This is a genomic window from Limnohabitans sp., from assembly GCF_044361645.1.
In the GTDB taxonomy this organism is placed as follows: Bacteria; Pseudomonadota; Gammaproteobacteria; order Burkholderiales; family Burkholderiaceae_C; genus Limnohabitans_A.
Map to the genome: position 1 here is coordinate 48,587 of NZ_JBIKIL010000003.1, position 20,867 is coordinate 69,453.

Consider the following 20,867-nt stretch of genomic DNA (forward strand, 5'->3'; position numbering starts at 1 on the left):
GCTTGACACCAGCAACTCGCTGAACCGAGCTTTAGAGACGCTTGAAAAACAGCTTGTGTAGCCATTGACGGGCCTGAGCCCGCGAGGTTTGCAGCTGCAGCCGTCGGCCCACTTCAGCGGGTGCTGCTTTCACTTTTCATCATCAGCGGGCCAAATCTTTGATGCGAGCGTCAGCGTTGCCTGTTTTTAGGCAATGGTCTTTCATCGGGGGTCAACCTCAAAGACAACTCAGCCTGCTGACGCCAAACCATCACATCGGCTGGTTGACCGGGTTTGAGCTTGGCCACCTCGTTGAGCAGATCGGAGACATTGCCAACCGGCTGTTTGGCGACCTGGGTGATCACATCCCCCGGTCGAATGCCCGCTCTGGCCGCCGGTCCATTTTGTAAGACACCGGTGATCACCACGCCAGAGGCTTTGATATCGTTGCCTATCGGCTTGAGTTGAAAGGTCTCGGCCAACTCGGCTGAAAGGTTTTGGGGTTCCACCCCGATCCAACCTCGAACAACCTTGCCTTTTTCAAGCAAATCTTGCATCACTTGTTGGGCTGTCGAAATTGGGATAGCAAACCCAATGCCCATGCTGCCGCCCGAGCGCGAAAAAATGGCGGTGTTGATGCCCATCAGGTGCCCGTTCACGTCAACCAGTGCGCCTCCAGAGTTGCCAGGGTTGATGGCGGCGTCGGTTTGGATGAAGTTTTCAAATGTGTTGATGCCCAATTGGCTTCGGCCTAAAGCACTGACGATGCCTGATGTCACGGTTTGACCCACGCCAAAAGGGTTGCCAATGGCCAAAACCACATCGCCCACTTGCAGGTCGTTCAATTGGCCCAAGACGATTGCAGGCAGTTTGTCAAAAGGCACTTGCAGCAGGGCCAGATCGGTGTCCGGGTCGGTCCCGATCACTTTGGCCAATGCTTTGCGGCCATCGCTGAGCACCACCTCAATGTCGTCGGCGTCTTCGATCACGTGGTTATTGGTCAGGATGTGCCCCTCTGGGCTGACAATCACACCGCTGCCTAAGCCTGCTGGGTTTTGCTCTTCTTGCTCACCGTAAAAGAAACGGAACCAAGGGTCTTGGTCGTGCGGCCTGCGGCCTGTGCCTTTGCTGGTGTTGATGCTGACCACCGCTGGCGAGGCCCTTTGGGCGGGCGCGCTCAAGCTGCCAGCAGAACGGTCACCATGGTTGGCGGCAGGCGCTTGCAGCAAAGTCATGCCCTTGGCTTGTTGCTGTGCGCCGCGCAACCATTCGGGCTGCAAAGTGGCCACAACAAACCACACGGCGAAAAGCACGGTGACCCACTGAGAAAATAAAAGCCAATAACGTTTCATGGAGTCTGATTGTCCTCCATTCAGCAGCCAGGCATGGCCGTTTGAATTGGATTGCCCCAATTTGGAGGCAAGGTGCATGGGACGAGATGCCCGTGGCCATTTTCAACCTGCGCCACAATCGACAGACCAACACATTTGAGATGCAACATGACCGATGGCAAAACCTTGGGCGAGGCCTTTGATGCCTTGCTTGAGCCCCAAAAATTTCGTGACTACGGCCCCAATGGGCTGCAAGTCGAGGGTGATCGTGCCGTGAAGTTGCTGGTCAGCGGTGTCACGGCCAGCCGTGCTTTGATAGAAGCGGCCATTGAAGCCCAAGCCGATGCCATTTTTGTGCACCACGGTTTGTTTTGGCGTGGACAAGATGGCCGCATCACGGGCTGGATGCGTGAGCGCATTCGCTTGCTGTTAACGCATGGCGTGCATTTGTTCGCGTACCACCTGCCTTTGGACGCGCACCCCGAACTGGGCAACAACGCCCAGTTGGCCCGGTTGTTGGGGCTGCGCGCCGACGGACGCTTTGGCGAACAGGACTTGGGCTTTATCGGTGCGGGTGCGCAAAGTTGGGCCAGCCCTCAGTTTTTGGCCGACCATGTGGCCCGGGTGCTGGGCCGCTCGGTGACATGCGTTGCCCAGGCCCCGGGCCCGGTGCGGCGGGTGGCATGGTGCACGGGTGGGGCGCAAAGTTATTTCGAATCGGCCATTGCCGCCGGTGCCGATGTGTTCATCACGGGTGAAATTTCGGAACCCCAAGCCCATCTGGCACGTGAAACAGGGGTGGCCTTTTTGGCTTGTGGGCACCACGCCTCAGAGCGTTATGGCGCCCCAGCGGTGGCGGGCCACATTGCAAAGGCCTTGGGTATTGCGCACCGTTTCATTGAAATCGACAACCCGGCTTGACTGGGTGGATGTGCCAAGATGAATAAGCTGCCAACGAATCTGCCCATCGCCATCACGCTAGGCGACCCCTGCGGGATTGGGCCAGAAATCATCGCCCGGGCATGGCGCGATGCCCCCGAAATAAGCCAGGGCTGTTTTGTCGCGGGCGATGTGGGCGTGATGCGCCGTGCCATGGGTTTGTTGTCGTCTGGGCCACGCTTTCCGGTGTGTGAAATTGACACGCCAGCACAAGCCCTTGGTGTGCCGCCCAGGTGCTTACCCGTGCTTCAAGTGCTGGCTGTGGCACCTGTGTTGCCTTGGGGGCAGGTGGACGCGCGCGCGGGGCGCTTGGCCGGTGAGGCCGTGCTGTGGGCCACTCGAGCGGCCTTGCGTGGCGAGGTGGCCGCTTTGGTTACGGCCCCGTTACACAAGGAAGCGCTGCATGCTGCAGGCGCACCCTATGACCAATACCCAGGACATACCGAGTTGTTACAAGCCGAGGCAGCCCTGCACCTTGGCGTGCCGATCGAGCGCATGCCTGTTCGCATGATGCTGGCCAACGACGAGTTGCGCACGGTGTTGGTGAGCATCCATGTGTCTTTGCGTGACGCTTTGAATGCCATCACCTTCGATGCCGTGTTGCAAACATTGCGCATCACCGATGCTGCGTTGTCAAGCCTGTTGGGCCGCAGGCCGCGCATGGCTGTGGCGGGTGTCAACCCCCATGCAGGTGAGGGGGGGCTGTTTGGCCGCGAAGAAATCGATGTGTTGCAACCGTGTTTGGCCGTGGCGCGTCAAGAGGGGCTTGATGTCCACGGTCCTTTGGCACCCGATACCGTGTTCATGCGGGCGCGCAGGCGAGCCAATGGCGAGCGCGAGTTTGATGTGGTGATCGCCATGTACCACGACCAAGGCTTGATTCCCGTGAAGTATCTTGGCGTGGAGCAAGGCGTGAATGTCACTTTGGGTTTGCCGCTGGTCAGGACCAGCCCGGACCATGGCACCGCCATGGATTTGGCGGGCAAAGGTCAAGCAGACGCCAGCAGCATGATCCAAGCCATTCGCATGGCGCGCCAGATGCTCGCCTAGCGCTGGCTCGACCAGTTTAGGCCTTGGGTTTGAGGCTGTCGCGGATTTCGCGCAGCAGCAACACATCTTCAGGGGTCACCACCGGGGCCTCAACGGGCGGTGTGGCAACTTGTTCAGATTTGAGGCGGTTGATTTGGCGCACCATGATGAAAATCATGAAGGCCAAGATGAAGAAGTTGATCGCCACGGTGATGAAGTTGCCGTAGGCAAAAACTGCCCCCAGCTTTTTGGCCTCAAGCAAAGGCAAGCCCGCTGCTTGCCCTGACAAAGCCCAGTAATAGTTGGCGAAATCAAGACCACCAAAGACCAAACTGACCACGGGCATGATGAGGTCATCGACCAATGAGCTGACAATTTTGCCAAATGCCGCGCCAATGATCACACCCACGGCCAAGTCGATGACATTGCCCTTCAGTGCAAAAGATTTGAATTCTTGAGAAAAAGACATCTTAGAGCCTCATTAATAAAAGAGATGTCTATTGTGACCTATTCCAATCCACGCTTATTGTTTTGTAAGTCTTTGACTTCACTCACTCCGCTACAATCCCGGGTTGACCCTGATAACGTCTCGCTAGAGGAATCCCATGAGTGACACCCCAGTCGATAACAGCAAGCGGACTTGGCTTATCGCCTCCACTTGCGCTGGTGCTGTAGGCGCTGGCTTTGTGGCCGTGCCCTTCGTCAGCAGCTTTCAACCTTCCGAACGTGCCAAAGCGGCGGGTGCGGCTGTTGAGGTAGACATCTCCGCCCTCAACCCGGGTGAAAAACTCACCGTCGAATGGCGCGGCAAACCCGTTTGGATCATGAAGCGCTCGCCAGAGCAGCTCGAATCCCTCCAAAAAGTCGAGGCACAACTGGCCGATCCAGCCTCGGACCGTACCGCTTACCCCACGCCTGAATACGCCAAGAACAGCCATCGCTCGATCAAGCCCGAAATCTTGGTGGCCGTGGGCATTTGTACGCATTTGGGTTGCTCGCCCGCTGACAAGTTTGCGCCCGGCCCTCAGCCTTCGCTGCCAGACGACTGGAACGGAGGCTTTTTGTGCGCATGCCACGGGTCTACATTTGACTTTGCTGGACGCGTGTTCAAAAACAAGCCAGCACCCGACAACCTCGAAGTGCCGCCTCACATGTACCTGTCGGATACCAAGCTGCTCATTGGCGAAGACAAAAAGGCCTGATGGAGAACAACATGGCTGAATTCAAAGAAATTTCTCCAAACGCGCCTGCAGGCGAGAAGCTGCTCAACTGGGTAGACAACCGCTTTCCTGCATCCAAGCTCTACAAAGACCACCTTTCTGAGTATTACGCTTCCAAAAATCTGAATTTTTGGTATGTTTTCGGCGCACTCTCGCTGTTGGTTTTGGTCATTCAGATTGTGACCGGCATTTTCTTGACCATGCACTACAAGCCGGATGCCGATTTGGCTTTCGCCTCGGTTGAGTACATCATGCGCGATGTGTCTTGGGGTTGGTTGATTCGATACATGCACTCGACAGGCGCATCGGCTTTCTTTGTGGTGGTGTACCTGCACATGTTCCGAGGCTTGATCTACGGCTCCTACCGCAAACCACGCGAATTGGTCTGGATCTTCGGCTGCGCCATTTTCTTGGTGCTCATGGCCGAAGCCTTCATGGGTTACTTGCTGCCTTGGGGCCAAATGTCCTACTGGGGAGCGCAGGTGATCGTGAATTTGTTCTCAGCAGTTCCCATCATCGGCCCTGATTTGGCCTTGCTCATTCGCGGTGACTTTGTGGTGGGCGATGCCACCCTGAACCGCTTCTTCAGCTTCCATGTCATTGCTGTACCTTTGGTGTTGTTGGGCTTGGTGGTGGCGCACATCATTGCGTTGCACGAAGTGGGCTCAAACAACCCTGACGGCATCGAGATCAAGGCCGCGGATGCGCCCAAAGACGCCAACGGCAATCCTTTGGATGGTATTCCCTTCCACCCTTACTACACGGTTCACGACATTTTCTCGGTGGGCGTTTTCTTGCTGGCATTCACGGCCATCGTGTTTTTCGCTCCCGAGATGGGCGGCTATTTTCTGGAATACAACAACTTCATTCCAGCCGACCCCTTGACCACACCTTTGCACATTGCTCCGGTTTGGTACTTCACGCCTTACTACTCCATGTTGCGCGCCATCACCAACGAGATGATGTTTGTGTTGGTGGCTTGCGTGGTCATCGGTGCCGTGTTGGCTGTGGCCAAAGGCAAACTGCCCTCATTTCTCAAAGCGGCTGTGGTGGGCGCTGCGGTCTTGATCTGTGCCCTGATGTTGTCCATTGACGCCAAGTTTTGGGGCGTCGTGGTCATGGGCGGTGCTGTGATCATCATGTTCTTCTTGCCATGGCTCGACTACAGCCCTGTCCGGTCGATTCGCTACCGTCCGGGCTGGCACAAGTACATCTATGCCGCCTTTGTCCTCATGTTTGTGGTGCTCGGCTACTTGGGTGTGAAGGCGCCAGGTGTCTGGGGTCACATCGCTGGACAAGACATCGCAGAACGTGTTTCACAGATGTTCACGCTGGGCTATTTCGGTTTCTTCCTCTTGATGCCATGGTGGAGCAAGTTGGGTACTTTTAAAACAGTGCCCGACCGTGTGACCTTCACGCCTCACTGAGATCTTGGAGAATCTAGAACATGAAAAACTTTAAAAAACTGGCCTTGGGCTTTGTGATGGCGCTGGGCTTCTTGGCCGGTGCCCAAGCGGCTGGTGGCGGTATTGCCTTGGACCAAGCGCCGCACAAAACCAATGATTTGGCGGCTTTGCAAAATGGCGCCAAGCTGTTTGCCAACTACTGCTTGAATTGCCACTCGGCGTCCTACATGCGTTACAACCGCCTGACCGACATTGGTTTGACAGAGCAGCAAATCAAAGACAATTTGATGTTTTCAACCGATCGTGTGGGTGACACCATGAAGGTCGCGATGAACCCGGTTCAAGCCAAAGACTGGTTTGGCAAAAATCCGCCCGACCTGACCCTGATGGCGCGTTCCCGTTCTGGTCCAGCAGGCCCGGGCGTGGACTACCTCTACACCTACCTGCGCACGTATTACCGTGATGAGACCAAGCCCACGGGCTGGAACAACTTGGCTTATCCCAATGTGGGAATGCCCAACCCTTTCTGGGAACTGCAAGGAGAGCGAGAGCCCATCTTTGAAGAACAAATGGAGCGCGGGCAAAAAGTTCAGGTCTTCAAAGGCTGGAATACCGTCAAAGCCGGCACCATGACACCTCTGGAATTTGACCAGTCCATGGGTGATTTGGCTGGGTACATGCAGTGGATGGCTGAGCCCGGTCAAAACGACCGTGTCCGCATTGGTGTGTGGGTGTTGATTTTCTTGTCGGTCTTCACCTTTATCGCTTGGCGTTTGAATGCCGCGTATTGGAAAGATATCAAGTAAATGATCTTTCACCTGGCTACAAGGTCAGGTTCTCTGGAGTGGCAGGCCCTTGCGGCCTCCCACTCTTTTTAATTTTTTGAGGAGCCTCCACCATGATGGTGCTTTATTCTGGTACGACTTGCCCCTTTTCTCACCGCTGCCGCTTTGTGCTGTTTGAAAAAGGCATGGATTTTGAAATCCGTGACGTGGACCTCTACAACAAGCCGGAAGACATCAATGTCATGAACCCCTATGGGCAAGTGCCCATTTTGGTGGAACGCGACTTGATTTTGTACGAGTCCAACATCATCAACGAGTACATTGACGAGCGTTTTCCGCATCCCCAATTGATGCCCGGCGACCCGGTGGACCGGGCCCGTGTGCGCCTGTTCTTGCTCAACTTTGAAAAAGAACTCTTCACCCATGTGTTGACCCTGGAAAACCGTTCGCTCAAAGGCAACGACAAAGCACTTGAAAAAGCGCGCTCGCACATCCGTGATCGCCTGACCCAGTTGGCACCCGTGTTTTTGAAAAACAAATTCATGCTGGGGGACAATTTTTCAATGTTGGACGTAGCCATTGCCCCATTGTTGTGGCGTCTGGATTACTACGGCATTGAACTGAGCAAAAATGCAGCGCCCTTGCTCAAATATGCTGAGCGGATTTTTTCACGCCCCGCTTACATCGAAGCGCTGACCCCATCGGAAAAAGTGATGCGCAAATAAAATTTGGCGCTTTCGGGTGAATAATGGAGCCGAAGGAGACCGCATGATCAGCAAAACCGAATTGCCATCGACCCGCCCTTATTTGATTCGCGCTCTTTACGATTGGTGCTCTGAAAATGGCTTCACACCTTACGTGGCTGTGAAGGTCGACCACTCAGTACAGGTGCCGCGCGAGTACGTGCAAGGTGGTGAGATTGTGCTGAACGTCAGCATGGACGCCACCAGCTCGCTGAAGTTGGGCAATGACTTCATTGAGTTCAAGGCACGCTTTGGCGGCAAACCACGCGAGATCATGGTGCCTATCCACCGCGTCATGGCCATTTATGCCCGAGAAAATGGCCAGGGCATGGCTTTTCCAGTCAATGACGACGAGCTTGCCCCTGCATCTTTGACAAGCGTTGAAAACCCCAGCCCCCTGAAGGAGGGCGACGACGACAAACCAACCCCCAACGCGGCCACGCCAGTGCGGCCTGCGCTCAAGCGGGTGAAATAAAAAATTGGTGACCCGAGCCAAGTCTGAGCACAGGCGCGTTAGAATTCAGGCCTTGCCGCTTTAGCTCAGTTGGTAGAGCACCCGCCTTGTAAGCGGTAGGTCGTCAGTTCGAATCCGACAAGCGGCACCATCAAACCAGCCTCGGTCTCTCAGAGTCCGGGGCTTTTTTGTCCCTGAAGACCAAGACTGCAAGTGGCCAAAGCAAGCAGGGCAGTCATTTGTTTTGAACTTTGATGCGGATCGAGACAACGCCCAATTGCTGTGATTGCAGGTGCGCCTGAAAGGCCGGTAGAAGTTGACGCAATTTCGCTGCTACAGCGTTTGAGCTGCACAACAGGCACCATGTGCCGTCTTCGAACGGCCCCGCCTGAACGCTGGACCGCAAAGGGACAGGCAGCAAGCCGTGGATGGCTTGAAGGCGTGCGCAGGAGTCACGCACACGGCCCATCAAGACAGACAGCGCGGGCGCCTCTTGGGCCGCTTGCTGCAGGGGGATGGCATGGTGGCGTCTTGGCATGGTGGGCGGTGAGATCGGATTATCTGGCCATGCCCGTGGAACGGGAAAAGTGCCTTGAAAAGGGTTAAGAATTGGGCGTGTCAAGCGGCTAAAATCACCCGATTGAGCTGCCTGTGCGAGGGTGGTCTGCGAGGGCGATAGGGCACTGTGCCAGAAAAGCCCAGATTTCATAACACTTTTAACCTGACAGGATAGACGGTCTGTATTTTGGCCCAGTGCTGAAGGTAGATCTCATAGACATGGCCATCCCATTCCTTACCCAAATTTTTGGCAGTCGCAATGACCGCTTGCTCAAGCAATACCGCAAAACCGTTGAACGCATCAATGCGTTGGAGGCCGGTCTTGAAAGTTTGAGCGACAACGAGTTGAAGGCCAAAACGCAAAACTTCAGGGACCGTGCAGCAGCGGGCGAGAGCCTAGATGCACTGCTGCCCGAAGCTTTTGCCGTGGTGCGCGAAGGCTCCAAGCGTGTCATGAAAATGCGCCACTTTGATGTGCAGTTGGCGGGAGGCATTGCCCTGCACAACGGCAAAATTGCCGAAATGCGAACGGGTGAGGGCAAGACGCTGACCTCGACATTGCCCGCTTATTTGAATGCCATTTCGGGCAAAGGCGTGCATGTCGTGACGGTCAATGATTACCTCGCCAGTCGCGACGCGCGGTGGATGGGCAAGCTGTATGAGTTTCTGGGTCTGTCGGTGGGCATCAATTTGCCGCAAATGCCCAGAGAAGAAAAACAAAGCGCGTACAACTCGGACATCACCTACGGCACGAACAACGAATACGGCTTTGATTATTTGCGTGACAACATGGTCTATGAAGCCCATGACCGCGTGCAACGCCCTTTGAATTACGCCATCATCGATGAAGTCGATTCGATCTTGATTGACGAGGCGCGCACACCTTTGATCATCAGCGGGCAAGCTGAAGACCACACAGCCACCTACATGCAGATGCAGCAAGTCGTGCCCTTGCTGACTCGTCAAGAGGGGGAGGCAGACCCGCGTACGGGCGAAGGCGTCATCACCCCTGGCGATTTCACTTTGGATGAAAAAGCCCATCAGATCTTTTTGACCGAACAGGGCCACGAAAAGGCCGAAACAGTGCTGGCGCAAATGGGCTTGATTCCAGAGGGTGCAAGCCTCTACGACCCTGCCAACATCACACTGATGCACCATTTGAATGCGGCTTTGCGTGCGCAGCATTTGTATCACCGTGACCAGCACTACGTGGTCCAAGAGGGTGAAATCATCATCGTCGACGAGTTCACGGGCCGCTTGATGACGGGACGCCGATGGAGTGATGGCCTGCACCAAGCCGTCGAGGCCAAAGAGGGCGTTCAAATTCAGGCCGAAAACCAGACACTGGCCTCCATCACATTTCAAAACTACTTCAGGCTGTACAGCAAGATCGGCGGCATGACAGGCACGGCCGATACCGAAGCCTACGAATTTCAAGAAATTTACAGCTTAGAGACCGTGGTCATTCCGCCGCACCGCAAAAGCCAGCGCACCGACCAACTTGACCGCGTGTACAAGACATCAAAAGAGCGCTACAACGCTGCGATTGACGACATCCGTGAATGCCACACGCGCGGTCAACCTGTGCTCGTGGGCACCACGTCGATCGAAAACTCGGAGTTGATTGCCAACTTGCTGACCCAGGCGCAGCTGCCGCATCAAGTGCTCAACGCCAAGCAACATGCCCGCGAGGCCGACATCGTGGCCCAAGCGGGTCGTCCCGGCATGATCACCATTGCCACCAACATGGCGGGCCGGGGTACCGACATCGTTTTAGGGGGCAACATCGAAAAAGACGTGCAAGCCGCAGAAGCCGATGAGAGTTTGACCGAACAAGCACGGCATGACAAAGTGCTTGAGTTGCGCGAGGCTTGGAAAGCCGTGCACGAGCAGGTCAAAGCCTTGGGCGGTCTGCGCATCATCGCTACCGAGCGGCACGAATCTCGGCGCATTGACAATCAATTGCGTGGCCGCTCAGGCCGCCAAGGCGACCCGGGTTCATCGCGTTTTTACCTGAGCTTGGACGACCCGCTGATGCGCATCTTTGCGGGTGACCGTGTGCGATCCATCATGGACCGGTTGAAAATGCCCGAGGGCGAAGCCATCGAAGCAGGCATGGTCACGCGCAGCATTGAAAGTGCGCAGCGCAAAGTGGAGGCCCGTAATTTTGATATTCGCAAACAACTGCTCGAATACGACGACGTGTCGAATGATCAGCGCAAAGTGATTTACCAACAGCGCAACGATATTTTGGATGCCCAAGGCATGGACGGCCAGATCAACGCCTTGCGCGAGGGGTGTTTCAACGATCTGGTGCGCCAGTACGTGCCAGTGGAGTCGGTGGAGGAGCAGTGGGACTTGCCCGGCTTGGAAAAGGTCTTGTTGGAAGAGTGGGACATGGCTTTGGACATTCAAAGCCAGGTTCAGGCAGCCAGTGCCATCACGGACGAAGACATTGTGACCACGGTGCTGAACGCTGCCAACGCGAAGTTTCAAAGCAAGCTGGATCAAGTCGGTGCGGAGAGCTTTGTTTCATTCGAGCGCATGATTTTGTTGCAAAGCATAGACACGCATTGGCGCGATCACTTGAGTGCATTGGATTATTTGCGCCAAGGGATCCATTTGCGTGGTTATGCGCAAAAGCAACCCAAACAAGAATACAAGCGCGAGGCGTTTGAGTTGTTTGGCCAATTGCTCGATGCCGTCAAAAACGATGTGACCCGCAGCCTCATGAAGGTTCGCATCGATTCGGGCGATCAGATGCAATTGGCAGCGCAATCCATCGAAGAGCGTGCCGAGAGAATCAGCAATGTGACTTACAGTGCCCCCGACGAGACCGGGGAGCCGCAAACGGTGTCGGCCAACTTGGCGGGCTTGCAACAAGCCGTTGGCCAAGTCGGACGCAACGAGCCTTGTCCCTGTGGCAGCGGCAAAAAGTACAAGCACTGCCACGGCAAACTCGCCTGAAGGCGCGATGCGAATGGCGCGGGCTTTGGCCCCTTGTGTCCGTGTGAAGCCTCAAACGTATTTCCCCAAGGATGCCCCATGCCGGTGAATTTGCCTCCCCTGGACCCCGCCCAACTCAGCCCCATCGCTGGGGTGCGCATCGGCGTTACCGAGGCCGGTGTGCGCAAGGCCCATCGCAAAGACCTCACGGTGTTTTTGCTGGACGCAGGCACCAGTGTGGCGGGCGTGTTCACCCGCAACCGGTTTTGCGCTGCCCCTGTGCAAGTCTGCCGCGAGCACCTGGCCGCAGGCAGTGGCGTGCGGGCTTTGGTCATCAACACCGGCAATGCGAATGCGGGCACGGGTGCGCCTGGCCTGGCGCATGCCCGCCAGACTTGCGAAGCGCTGGCCAGCTTGCTGCAATGCGCGCCTGAGCAAATTTTGCCGTTCTCAACGGGTGTGATCATGGAGCCGCTGCCGGTGGCGCGTATCGTGGCTGGCATGCCTGGCGCGCTGGCCGACGCGCAAGCCGCGCATTGGGCACAAGCGGCCCAAGGCATCATGACCACCGACACCGTGCCCAAGGCGGCCAGCGTGCAGCTGAGCGTGGGCGGCAAGACCGTCAGCATCACCGGCATCAGCAAAGGAGCGGGCATGATCCGACCCAACATGGCCACCATGCTGGGCTTTGTGGCCACCGACGCTTGCATTGATCCGGCCTTGTTGCCTGCGCTGGCCAAGCGGCTGGCCGATGGCTCTTTCAACCGCATCACCATCGACGGCGACACCTCGACCAACGATTCATTCATGCTGATCGCCACGCACCAGGCCGGTCACATGCCCATCACCTCTTGGGACAGCGCTGACGGCCAAGCTTTGGTCCAAGGTCTGATGCAAGTGGCACGCCAGCTGGCACACGCCATCGTGCGCGATGGCGAGGGCGCGACCAAGTTCATCACCGTGCAAGTGCAGGGCGGCCGCACGGCCGAGGAGTGCCGCCTGGTGGCTTATGCCATTGCACATTCGCCCTTGGTCAAAACCGCTTTTTTTGCCAGCGACCCCAACCTGGGTCGCATCTTGGCCGCCGTGGGCTATGCAGGCATTGAGGACCTGGACCAGGGCCTGATCGACTTGCACTTGGACGATGTGCATGTGGTCTCGCAAGGCGGTCGCCGCGCCGAGTACCGCGAAGAAGACGGCCAGCGCGTCATGAAGGGCAGCGAGATCACCGTGCGCGTGGGCCTGGGCCGGGGCACGGCCAGCGACACCGTATGGACTTGCGACCTGAGCCACGACTACGTCACCATCAACGCGGATTACCGTTCATGAATTCACCCGCCACCTCCGCCCTGGACCAACTGCTGGCCAAAGTCAGCCAGTTGGTGGACCGCATCGAGTCGGTTTTGCCCCAGCCCCTGTCAGCGCCCGACTGGACGCAGGCCATTGCCTGGCGTTACCGCAAGCGTTCGTCGGGCCATGGTGTGCTGGAGCCGGTGCGCCATGTGGCGGCCATGGCGCTGGCCGATCTGAAAGAAATCGACGACCAAAAAGAAAAACTGCAACGCAACACCGAGCAGTTTGTGCAAGGCCGTCCGGCCAACAACGTGCTGCTCACCGGTGCCCGTGGCACCGGCAAGTCCTCGCTCATCAAGGCCTGCCTGAACACTTACGCGCCCCGAGGCCTGCGCCTGATTGAGGTGGACAAGGAAGACCTGACCGACCTGCCCGACATCATTGAGGTGGTGGCCAGTCGCCCCGAAAAGTTCATGGTCTATTGCGACGATTTGAGCTTTGAGGACGGCGAGCCCGGCTACAAAGCGCTCAAGTCGATTTTGGATGGTACGGTGGCGGCTTCCACCCCCAATGTGCTGGTGTACGCGACCAGCAACCGCCGCCACTTGTTGCCCGAGTACATGAGCGAAAACCTCAGCTACAAACACACCGAAGACGGCGAAGTGCATCCGGGCGAGGGTGTGGAGGAAAAAATCTCCTTGTCTGAACGCTTTGGCCTGTGGATCAGCTTTTACCCCTTCTCGCAAGACGAGTACCTGACGATTGCCGGGCAGTGGCTCAGTGCCCTGGGTGCGACGCCCGCACAAATAGCCGCTGCCCGCCCTGACGCCCTGCTCTGGGCTTTGGAGCGCGGTTCGCGCAGCGGCCGCGTGGCTTACCAGTTCGCGCGCGACATGATGGGCCGCCAAGCGGCTCAGGCCTGAACCCCACATGAGCCAAGCCCTGCTGGTGGCCGATGGCGAACGCGCACGCGAAGACCTGAGTACAGGCTTGGCAGCGCGTGCCGTGGTCGATGTGGCGGTGGGTGTGCTGCTGCAGGCCAATGGCCTGTTTTTGCTGACCTCGCGCCCCGAGGGCAAGGTGTATGCGGGCTATTGGGAATTCCCAGGCGGCAAATTGGAGCCCGGCGAGACGGTCGAACAAGCCTTGCGCCGTGAGTTGCAAGAAGAGCTGGGCATCACCATTGGCGCAGCGCAAGTCTGGAAAACCCAGATGGTCGATTACCCGCATGCCTTGGTGCGTTTGCACTTCTGCAAAGTCTGGGATTGGCGGGGTGATTTGCAGATGCGCGAAGCGCAATCCCATGCGTGGCAGACTTTGCCGGTGGCGGTGGTGCCGGTGTTGCCGGGCACCCTACCGGTGTTGGCTTGCTTGGCAGAGGAACGCCAATTTACCGGTAAAACCCATGAGGCCACCCACGTTGTGGGCACGCATGAGCGCAAGACTTAAAGCACACCCAAGTGCAAGTCGGCCGCCGACCAAGTCACTGTAGACGCGGATCGCCAGAGGGCGGGTCGGGTGGGGTGTCGTCGGGCAATTTGAAATCTTCGCTGGCCCAAGCCCCCAAGTCGACGCCCTTGCAGCGCGCGCTGCAAAACGGTCGGTAGGCGTTGTTGGGGCTGTAAATGCTGGTTCCAGCGCAGGCAGGGCAGCGAACCTTGCGGGACGCAAAGTCTTCAGGCGGGTTCGAATGGCTCATGCGCACAAAGACATTTCAAAAGGCACGTCTTCGGCGCTGGGCACCAATTTGCCATCGGCTTGTTGGCGCATCAAGCGGATCACCACCAGCAAGCGGTTGCAGCTGATTTCAGGGGTGATGCCCAAGCCGGGGTCGATTTTCAGGCGCAAAAGTTGAAATGTGCGGCCCTGAGGCAAATTCTGTTGCATCAAGCCCGCTGTGGCCATGACCTTTTGACTGGAGCCTGTTTCGCGGAGCATTTGCAACAGCAGCTCGATGGCTTGGGACAAAGGCACAAAGGCGGCAAACCACTGCTGCAAATCGGCTTGACGGCTGTGCGCATCGTGGTGTTGCCAAGCGTGGTAGGCCGGCAGGTCAAACTCGCATGTGCCGCCCGGAATGACAGCCCGGCTTCTGAGGGCCATCAGAAAATCGTTGTCGTTCAGGCTTTGACCGATTTTGCCGTTCACTTGGTTGAGGGCTTCAAAGTGCCGATCCAATTGCGTTATCAGGCCATCCAGTGCCTTTTCAGAAATGGCAGGATTGCCTCTGTAGGCCATGTAAATTTGTTTTTGTCGCTCCAAATCCTTGAGCACTTCGGATTTGAGTTCTGAGCGGGTACCCACTTCCATGATTTCAAACAAGGTGGTGAAGGCAAAATGGTGGTCCAACGCGGTTTCGCGCTGAACCAATAGATGCAAGCGATTGAACAGTTGTTGCAGTCGCAAATAAGTGCGAACGCGTTCGTTAAAAGGGAATTCGTACAGTATCACGCGGCAGTTTCCAGTGCCGCCATCATAGCCCGAAGTCTGTGGCCGCCAGACCCACGAGGTGGTCTAATTCGTCAAAACTGAGGTGTTGATTGAGAATGACCAAATCGGCGCAAGCCAAGCGTTGCGCACGTGTGGCTTGTTGCGCCATGATGCGGTCGGTGTCTTCAGGGCTGAGCCCACTGCGCAGCTGAACGCGATGGCGCTGGGTCTGGGCATCGCAATCGACCACCCATACCCGGTCCAGTTGCTTTCGCCAGCGCGCACCTGACTCAACCAGCAAGGGCACGTCAAAAACCAAAACCCGGTGACCCTGGAGTGCCGCTGTTTGGGCTTGCGCATCAAGGGTCAAGCTCACCAAAGGGTGGATGATGTTTTCAAGCACCTGTTTGGCTTGAGGGTCTTGGAAGACCAAGGTCCTCATGGCTTGGCGGTCCATAGAGCCATCGGGGGCCTGCATTTGAGGTCCGAAGCTTGTCACTATCGCGGGCATGGCCAAGCCTTGGGGGGCGGTCAGTTGGCGGGAAATGGCATCGGCATCGATCACAAACGCCCCCCGCTTTGCCAAAAAACCAGCCACAGTGCTTTTGCCGCTGCCGATGCCGCCGGTCAAGCCAATGCGCCAAATACGTTCAGACATAGGGGTTGAAATCAAAAAATCACCTGGGGCAGTGGGCCCCACACCATGACCCACAAACCAGCAAGAACCAAGCAAGGGCCAAAAGCCATTTCACCACCTTGGGCCAATTGACCGCGCAGCTTCAACACCATGGCAGCCAGGATGCCGGTCAATGAGGCGATCAAGACCAGAGACAGCAGCGCGGGCCAACCCAGCCAAGCCCCCAATGCAGCCAAAAGTTTGAAGTCACCTTGCCCCATGCCATCTTTGCCCGTGAGGCCTTTGAAAAGCCAAAAAACCGACCACAAAAAAAGATAACCGGCCGCAGCACCCCAAAGCGCATCTGAAAGCAGCACGCCCGACAGCCCCAAGCTGGCCGCTAACAAGCCGGACCAAACCAAGGGTTGGGTTATGGCATCGGGCAACAAGCGCGTGTCGGCATCGATGGCGGCCAAGGCCACCAAGGCCGCCGCGAAACCGGCCCAGACCCAGGCCTGAAAGCCCCAGCCGTGTTGTGCAAAGACCCAAACAAACAGACCGGCCGTGACCAGCTCAATGATCGGGTAACGCCAGGAGATAGAGGTCTTGCAGTGCGCGCAGCGCCCCCGCAAATGCAAAAAACCCAGCACGGGTATTTGGTGGTGCCACTTCAGGGTTTGCAAACATTCGGGGCAGTGAGAACGCGGCACAAGCAAGTTGTATGACGGTTCCGCAGGGCTTGGGGCACTGGGTAAAGCCTCCCACTGAGCCTGCAGCATGCGTGGCAGGCGGTGGATCAGCCGATTCAGAAAACTTCCCGTGAGCAGGCCCAGCAAGCCGGCCCATGTCAATGCCCAAGCTGTGTCGTTCATGTCAAAAAACTTGTCCCAAATGAAAAATAGGGAGATACATGGCCACCAAAATGGCCCCAATAAAGCCGCCCAAAACCACAATGATCAAAGGCTCCAACAAACTGGTCAGGCCATTGACTTGGTCGTTGAGCTCCGTTTCCATCAGGCCGCTGGCACGGGCCAGCAAGTTGCTGAGTGCGCCGGTTTCTTCGCCTGTGGCGCACAACTGGACGATCATCGCAGGAAAGCGCCCGGTTTGGCCCATGGCCTCGCTCAAGCCGCTGCCTTGCGCCACTTTGCGTTGCAGCGTCAGGGTACAACGGGCATAAACCGAATGATCGCACGCTTGCGCTGTGGGCCCCAAAGCTTCCGCCAAGGGCACCCCAGCAGACAACAAGGCGGACAAGGTTTGCGCCCAGCGCGCGAGCACCGCGGTGCTCACCAGTGGCCCCAGCACCGGCCAAGACAGCACCTGCTCAGCCAGCGATTGTTTGACACGCAATGCGGCGGCGCTGGGCTGTTGTGCAGCCCACCAGCCCAGCAAAACCATTGCAATGATGAGGGGCCAAGCCTGTGCCAAGCCATCGCTCAAACCCACGACAAGCCGTGTGGGCCACGGCAGTTCAGCACCAAATGAGCTGAACACGTCTTCAAAAACTGGCACAACCAGGGTCAAAATCAGCAGCAAAATACCAACGGCCAGCGCAAACACCGTCACGGGGTACATCAGTGCCGACCGAATTTTGGACCGCAAAGCATGGTTTTTTTCGAGTGCTTGGGACAGCCGCTCCATCATGACTTCCAAGATGCCTGCGGCTTCTCCTGCTTGCACCATGTGCACATACAGGCCGCTGAAATGCAAGGGGTGTTTGGCCAAGGCTTGGTGCAGTGCAACACCTGCATGAACGTCCTTGCGCACAGCTTGCAGCTTCTCGCTCAAGACCTGTGAATTGGCGCTGCGGCAAAGCATGTCCAGAGCTTGCACCACGGGCACCCCGGCCTGAAGCATGGTGGCCCATTGCCGCGTCATGACAGACAAATCCTTGGCTTTGATGAGCTCGGGTTTGGACCACCAAAGACGCTGAACGCGCACACTGTGCAGGCCCAATCTGCGCAATTGCGCCCGAGCCAAGTCGGCGTTCAAGGCCTGGATTTGCCCTTTTTGTCGAATGCCTTGGCTGTCTTGCCCCGTCCACCGAAATGCCGGCATTTGTCCAGATTCGGTGCGTGAGCTCATGCTGACTCTCGGGTGGCGGCCATCACCTCGTCCAGTGATGTGATGCCTTGCAGGACTTTGCGCAAACCCGCTTGACGCAGGCTTTGCACCCCCTCGGATTTGGCTTGTTGCGCTATGTCTTGCAGGCCCGCCTCTTGCAGCACGAGTTGTTGCATCTTGGCGCTGATGGGCATGACTTGAAAGATGCCCGTGCGCCCGACAAAGCCTTTGTGGCATTGCGCGCAACCGACCGCCTCAAACACGGGCACGGCGTGGCTGGGGCAAGTGGTTTTTGACCAGCCGGCAGCCGCCAAAACAGAGGGCGACAGCGAGGTGGTCTTTTTGCAGAGCGGGCACAAGCAGCGGACCAAGCGTTGGGCCGTGATCATGCTCACGCTGGCCGCGATGTTGTAGGGGGCGGTGCCCATGTTGCGCAGCCGCACCAAGGTGCCGGGGGCATCGTTGGTGTGCAAAGTGGACAAGACCAAATGGCCAGTTTGTGCAGCTTGAATGGCGATGTTGGCTGTTTCCAAGTCGCGCACTTCGCCCACCATCAAAATGTCTGGGTCTTGTCGCAAAAAAGCCCGCAGAGCCACCGCAAAACTCAAACCTGGTTTGTCTTGCACATTGACCTGGTTGATCCCTGGAAGTTGAATCTCACACGGATCTTCAACCGTGGCGATGTTCACTTCGGGCGTGTTCAGCAGGTTCAAGCAGGCATACAAAGATTGTGTTTTGCCGGAACCGGTTGGGCCCGTCACGAGCACCATGCCGTGGGGCGCGCGGATGGCCGCGACGAGACGCGCAAGGTCTTCGGGTTCGTAACCCAGGCGATTCAAGTCGAGCTGGGCCTGTGCGCCATCCAGCACCCGAATCACCAGCTTCTCACCAAACAACGTGGGCAAGGTGCTCACGCGCAAGTCCAACTCTCGACCTTCGGCCAAGTGAAGTTTCATGCGGCCATCTTGGGGCAAGCGCTTTTCGGCAATGTCAAGCCGTGACATGACCTTGATGCGGGAGGCCAGCCGGTCTTTCAAGGCCATGTGGGGGCTGTCCATTTCACGCAACTCGCCATCGATGCGCATGCGCACGCGGTAGTGGTGCTCGTAGGGTTCGAGGTGGAGATCAGAGGCCCTCAAAGCCACCGCCTGTTCCAGCAATTGCTGAACATAAGTCACCACAGGGGCGTCATCGCTTGCTGAATGGGCGGCTGAATAAGCGGGCCGGGATGCAGCTTGTTGCGGCATAAAAAACCCCGATAAGAGCTAATTTTGGCTCTTATCATGCGTTCTCAGCTGGTTTTTGTAAACACGCCGGTGTGACTTATGGGTCCGAACCGATGAAGTTGATACAGCCATGGCGTCCCAATTTTTGTCATCCCGGGCGAAGACCCTGCGCCCAGTGTCCACGCTTGCCCTTTGCCAACGCCCCCCTGTGCTTTGCGGATATCGGCGCCGGGTCGGGATGAAAGAGACAAAGGCCAGAAAGTGACAAAGCGGTTCAGCTTGGACCACTGCAAACCCCACCGGGCCGTGTCAATCGGCTGCAAAACTGGGCCTTGCGCGGGTTTTTGCTTTGGCAGCAGGCGCGGGATCGAGCTGTCTTGACATTTTGACTGGGAGCCAAAGACTAGCAAAAGTCATGCGCAAGAGCGCATGGCCTCACCATCACCCACACCAACAAATCAGGTGCGGCGCTCGAGCAGCTGCGAAGCCAGCACCACCATGGCATCGCGGTAATTGTTGCGGGGCAGTTGCATGGCTGCGTCAAAGGCCCTTTGTGCCTCGCCCGCTGCGGCTTTGCGCGTGGCTTCTAAAGCACCTGTTTCTCGCACGATGGCGGCGATCTCGGTCAAGCGCTCCAGACTGCCCGACTCGATGGCCTCGCGCACAGTTTGACTTTGCTGTGGATTGCCGCGTTGAATCGCCAAAATCAGGGGCAAAGTGGCTTTGCCTTCGCGCAAGTCATCGCCCAGGTTTTTGCCCATCTCATGGGTGTCCCCCTCGTAGTCCAACACGTCATCAATCACTTGAAAAGCCGTGCCCAAGGCTTGACCGTAAGCTGCGCACGCGGCTTCTGTCGCGGCATCACTGTGGGTCAATATGGCACCCAGCCGGGCGCTGGCTTCGAAAAGTTTGGCTGTTTTGGAGCGGATCACACGCAAATAGCCTTGTTCGCTCAGAGAGGCATCGTGCATGTTCATCAGCTGCAACACCTCACCTTCGGCGATCACGTTGGTGGCGTCAGCCAAGGTTTGCATCACACGCATGCTGTCGGCGTCGAGCATCATTTGAAAAGCGCGCGAATACAAAAAGTCGCCGACCAAGACACTGGCTGGGTTGCCAAAATTTTCATTGGCTGTGGCGCGCCCGCGCCGCAGGGTGGACTGGTCCACCACATCATCGTGCAGCAATGTGGCCGTGTGGATGAATTCGACCACAGCCGCCAAATTGTGGTGTTGGTTTCCGGTGTAGCCCAGTGCACGGCTGGTCAAAAGAAGCAACACCGGGCGCAGCCGTTTGCCTCCGGCCGAGATGATGTAACGGGCCACCTCAGCCACCAAAGGAACGCCTGAGCTGAGCCGTTGATCGATGACGCGGTCGACTTCAGCCATGTCGGGAGCCACGAGTTCAAGGACGGCAGCGGTGCTGTTTTCAGTGGCGGGCAACTTGGTTTATCCGGCAGAAAAGCCCGGCTTGGCCGAGGCGGGTAAAAGCGCATTCAGGAGAATGTAAGTCAATTGATTATAGAGACCCCTGCAGTTTGCAAGCGCGCTTCACGGGTTTGGGTCATGGGCGAAAGTCATGGGCTTGGCATGCGGGTATGGGCCTGCAGCCACACACTTGTCTTTCTTGCGCGCATTTGGCAGGCCAGGGATGATCATGCTAAAATCGCCGGTTCCTTGGAAATCAGTCCTTGGAAACTTCCATTCAAAGAGGTCATTTATGTACGCGGTCATAAAAACCGGTGGCAAACAGTATCGTGTTGTCGCTGGCGAAAAAATTAAAGTAGAACAGATTGCTGCGGACGTTGGCCAGGAAATCGTGATTGATCAAGTTTTGGCCGTCGGT

The 20,867-nt window shown here is 57.1% G+C and carries 21 protein-coding genes, 1 tRNA gene and 1 pseudogene; 13 read left to right on the plus strand and 10 right to left on the minus strand.

Annotated features, from left to right (window positions below):
- Window positions 1-170: 170 nt before the first annotated feature.
- Complete coding sequence (locus ACIQ39_RS01055; protein ID WP_396432748.1) at window positions 171-1,331, minus strand: S1C family serine protease; 1,161 nt, start codon at window positions 1,329-1,331, stop codon at window positions 171-173.
- Between the two features lie 147 nt (window positions 1,332-1,478).
- Here ACIQ39_RS01055 and ACIQ39_RS01060 point away from each other — a divergent pair, with 147 nt between their 5' ends.
- Both ACIQ39_RS01060 and pdxA read left to right on the plus strand, forming a co-directional pair.
- Window positions 1,479-2,231 carry a Nif3-like dinuclear metal center hexameric protein gene (locus ACIQ39_RS01060; protein WP_396432749.1) on the plus strand — a complete coding sequence of 251 codons (753 nt, stop codon included), beginning with the start codon at window positions 1,479-1,481 and terminating at the stop codon, window positions 2,229-2,231.
- An 18-nt stretch (window positions 2,232-2,249) separates the two neighbouring features.
- Window positions 2,250-3,299: a 4-hydroxythreonine-4-phosphate dehydrogenase PdxA gene (pdxA, locus tag ACIQ39_RS01065; RefSeq protein WP_396432750.1), complete on the plus strand. Its 1,050-nt coding sequence runs from the start codon at window positions 2,250-2,252 to the stop codon at window positions 3,297-3,299.
- A 16-nt stretch (window positions 3,300-3,315) separates the two neighbouring features.
- Here the strand turns inward: pdxA and mscL are convergent, their stop codons facing one another.
- Window positions 3,316-3,747 carry a large conductance mechanosensitive channel protein MscL gene (gene mscL / locus ACIQ39_RS01070; protein WP_396432751.1) on the minus strand — a complete coding sequence of 144 codons (432 nt, stop codon included), beginning with the start codon at window positions 3,745-3,747 and terminating at the stop codon, window positions 3,316-3,318.
- Between the two features lie 136 nt (window positions 3,748-3,883).
- Here mscL and petA point away from each other — a divergent pair, with 136 nt between their 5' ends.
- From petA to ACIQ39_RS01100, 6 genes are all read left to right on the plus strand, one after another.
- Window positions 3,884-4,480, plus strand: a complete 597-nt coding sequence (gene petA, locus ACIQ39_RS01075; protein ID WP_396432752.1) for a ubiquinol-cytochrome c reductase iron-sulfur subunit — start codon at window positions 3,884-3,886, stop codon at window positions 4,478-4,480.
- Window positions 4,481-4,491: 11 nt separating this feature from the next.
- Complete coding sequence (locus ACIQ39_RS01080) at window positions 4,492-5,925, plus strand: cytochrome bc complex cytochrome b subunit (RefSeq protein ID WP_396432753.1); 1,434 nt, start codon at window positions 4,492-4,494, stop codon at window positions 5,923-5,925.
- A gap of 20 nt (window positions 5,926-5,945) precedes the next feature.
- A complete protein-coding gene (locus ACIQ39_RS01085; RefSeq protein WP_396432754.1) occupies window positions 5,946-6,710 on the plus strand; it encodes a cytochrome c1 in 765 nt (254 codons plus the stop codon).
- Window positions 6,711-6,802: 92 nt separating this feature from the next.
- Window positions 6,803-7,414: a glutathione S-transferase N-terminal domain-containing protein gene (locus ACIQ39_RS01090; RefSeq protein ID WP_396432755.1), complete on the plus strand. Its 612-nt coding sequence runs from the start codon at window positions 6,803-6,805 to the stop codon at window positions 7,412-7,414.
- A 43-nt stretch (window positions 7,415-7,457) separates the two neighbouring features.
- Window positions 7,458-7,907, plus strand: coding sequence for a ClpXP protease specificity-enhancing factor (locus ACIQ39_RS01095; protein WP_396432756.1), 450 nt, complete (start codon window positions 7,458-7,460; stop codon window positions 7,905-7,907).
- A gap of 54 nt (window positions 7,908-7,961) precedes the next feature.
- Window positions 7,962-8,037 (plus strand) — tRNA-Thr (locus tag ACIQ39_RS01100).
- Window positions 8,038-8,121: 84 nt separating this feature from the next.
- On the opposite strand, the gene ACIQ39_RS01105 is transcribed toward ACIQ39_RS01100, so the two are convergent.
- A complete protein-coding gene (locus ACIQ39_RS01105) occupies window positions 8,122-8,424 on the minus strand; it encodes a hypothetical protein (protein ID WP_396432757.1) in 303 nt (100 codons plus the stop codon).
- A 239-nt stretch (window positions 8,425-8,663) separates the two neighbouring features.
- On the opposite strand from ACIQ39_RS01105, the gene secA reads away from it, so the two are divergent.
- From secA to ACIQ39_RS01125, 4 genes are all read left to right on the plus strand, one after another.
- Window positions 8,664-11,411 (plus strand): preprotein translocase subunit SecA, encoded by a 2,748-nt coding sequence (gene secA, locus ACIQ39_RS01110; RefSeq protein WP_396432758.1) that lies wholly within the window; start codon window positions 8,664-8,666, stop codon window positions 11,409-11,411.
- A 78-nt stretch (window positions 11,412-11,489) separates the two neighbouring features.
- Entirely contained in the window at window positions 11,490-12,719 is a 1,230-nt protein-coding gene (gene argJ / locus ACIQ39_RS01115; RefSeq protein ID WP_396432759.1) for a bifunctional glutamate N-acetyltransferase/amino-acid acetyltransferase ArgJ, read from the plus strand.
- Window positions 12,716-13,606: an ATP-binding protein gene (locus ACIQ39_RS01120; RefSeq protein ID WP_396432760.1), complete on the plus strand. Its 891-nt coding sequence runs from the start codon at window positions 12,716-12,718 to the stop codon at window positions 13,604-13,606. Before argJ ends, ACIQ39_RS01120 begins: the two co-directional genes overlap by 4 nt.
- A 7-nt stretch (window positions 13,607-13,613) precedes the next feature.
- Window positions 13,614-14,132 carry an NUDIX domain-containing protein gene (locus tag ACIQ39_RS01125; protein WP_396432761.1) on the plus strand — a complete coding sequence of 173 codons (519 nt, stop codon included), beginning with the start codon at window positions 13,614-13,616 and terminating at the stop codon, window positions 14,130-14,132.
- Window positions 14,133-14,166: 34 nt separating this feature from the next.
- Here the strand turns inward: ACIQ39_RS01125 and ACIQ39_RS01130 are convergent, their stop codons facing one another.
- The 7 genes and pseudogenes from ACIQ39_RS01130 to ACIQ39_RS01160 form a co-directional block, all read right to left on the minus strand.
- Window positions 14,167-14,382: a DNA gyrase inhibitor YacG gene (locus tag ACIQ39_RS01130; protein WP_396432762.1), complete on the minus strand. Its 216-nt coding sequence runs from the start codon at window positions 14,380-14,382 to the stop codon at window positions 14,167-14,169.
- Window positions 14,379-15,134 (minus strand): cell division protein ZapD, encoded by a 756-nt coding sequence (zapD, locus tag ACIQ39_RS01135; protein WP_396432763.1) that lies wholly within the window; start codon window positions 15,132-15,134, stop codon window positions 14,379-14,381. The genes ACIQ39_RS01130 and zapD overlap by 4 nt, the downstream gene beginning before the upstream one ends.
- Before the next feature lie 22 nt (window positions 15,135-15,156).
- Entirely contained in the window at window positions 15,157-15,771 is a 615-nt protein-coding gene (gene coaE / locus ACIQ39_RS01140) for a dephospho-CoA kinase (protein WP_396432764.1), read from the minus strand.
- Window positions 15,772-15,782: 11 nt separating this feature from the next.
- Entirely contained in the window at window positions 15,783-16,601 is an 819-nt protein-coding gene (locus tag ACIQ39_RS01145) for a prepilin peptidase (protein WP_396432765.1), read from the minus strand.
- Window position 16,602: 1 nt separating this feature from the next.
- Window positions 16,603-17,817 (minus strand): type II secretion system F family protein, encoded by a 1,215-nt coding sequence (locus tag ACIQ39_RS01150; protein WP_396432766.1) that lies wholly within the window; start codon window positions 17,815-17,817, stop codon window positions 16,603-16,605.
- Window positions 17,814-19,034, minus strand: a pseudogene (locus tag ACIQ39_RS01155) (GspE/PulE family protein); the annotation flags it as partial. The gene ACIQ39_RS01150 and the pseudogene ACIQ39_RS01155, both read right to left, overlap by 4 nt.
- Window positions 19,035-19,480: 446 nt before the next feature.
- A complete protein-coding gene (locus ACIQ39_RS01160) occupies window positions 19,481-20,410 on the minus strand; it encodes a polyprenyl synthetase family protein (protein WP_396432770.1) in 930 nt (309 codons plus the stop codon).
- A 331-nt stretch (window positions 20,411-20,741) separates the two neighbouring features.
- Between ACIQ39_RS01160 and ACIQ39_RS01165 the strand changes: the two genes are divergently transcribed.
- On the plus strand, window positions 20,742-20,867 hold a 126-nt coding region (locus ACIQ39_RS01165), incomplete at its 3' end, for a bL21 family ribosomal protein (RefSeq protein ID WP_396432771.1).

Coding starts and splice junctions, on each gene's coding strand:
- ACIQ39_RS01125 (WP_396432761.1), top strand. CDS start 13,614: ATGAGCCAAGCCCTGCTGGTGGCCGATGGCGAACGCGCACGCGAAGAC.
- argJ (WP_396432759.1), top strand. CDS start 11,490: ATGCCGGTGAATTTGCCTCCCCTGGACCCCGCCCAACTCAGCCCCATC.
- ACIQ39_RS01090 (WP_396432755.1), top strand. CDS start 6,803: ATGATGGTGCTTTATTCTGGTACGACTTGCCCCTTTTCTCACCGCTGC.
- secA (WP_396432758.1), top strand. CDS start 8,664: ATGGCCATCCCATTCCTTACCCAAATTTTTGGCAGTCGCAATGACCGC.
- ACIQ39_RS01055 (WP_396432748.1), bottom strand. CDS start 1,331: ATGAAACGTTATTGGCTTTTATTTTCTCAGTGGGTCACCGTGCTTTTC.
- ACIQ39_RS01085 (WP_396432754.1), top strand. CDS start 5,946: ATGAAAAACTTTAAAAAACTGGCCTTGGGCTTTGTGATGGCGCTGGGC.
- ACIQ39_RS01145 (WP_396432765.1), bottom strand. CDS start 16,601: ATGAACGACACAGCTTGGGCATTGACATGGGCCGGCTTGCTGGGCCTG.
- ACIQ39_RS01160 (WP_396432770.1), bottom strand. CDS start 20,410: ATGGCTGAAGTCGACCGCGTCATCGATCAACGGCTCAGCTCAGGCGTT.
- ACIQ39_RS01150 (WP_396432766.1), bottom strand. CDS start 17,817: ATGAGCTCACGCACCGAATCTGGACAAATGCCGGCATTTCGGTGGACG.
- petA (WP_396432752.1), top strand. CDS start 3,884: ATGAGTGACACCCCAGTCGATAACAGCAAGCGGACTTGGCTTATCGCC.
- ACIQ39_RS01080 (WP_396432753.1), top strand. CDS start 4,492: ATGGCTGAATTCAAAGAAATTTCTCCAAACGCGCCTGCAGGCGAGAAG.
- ACIQ39_RS01120 (WP_396432760.1), top strand. CDS start 12,716: ATGAATTCACCCGCCACCTCCGCCCTGGACCAACTGCTGGCCAAAGTC.
- ACIQ39_RS01095 (WP_396432756.1), top strand. CDS start 7,458: ATGATCAGCAAAACCGAATTGCCATCGACCCGCCCTTATTTGATTCGC.
- ACIQ39_RS01130 (WP_396432762.1), bottom strand. CDS start 14,382: ATGAGCCATTCGAACCCGCCTGAAGACTTTGCGTCCCGCAAGGTTCGC.
- mscL (WP_396432751.1), bottom strand. CDS start 3,747: ATGTCTTTTTCTCAAGAATTCAAATCTTTTGCACTGAAGGGCAATGTC.
- ACIQ39_RS01105 (WP_396432757.1), bottom strand. CDS start 8,424: ATGCCAAGACGCCACCATGCCATCCCCCTGCAGCAAGCGGCCCAAGAG.
- pdxA (WP_396432750.1), top strand. CDS start 2,250: ATGAATAAGCTGCCAACGAATCTGCCCATCGCCATCACGCTAGGCGAC.
- coaE (WP_396432764.1), bottom strand. CDS start 15,771: ATGTCTGAACGTATTTGGCGCATTGGCTTGACCGGCGGCATCGGCAGC.
- ACIQ39_RS01060 (WP_396432749.1), top strand. CDS start 1,479: ATGACCGATGGCAAAACCTTGGGCGAGGCCTTTGATGCCTTGCTTGAG.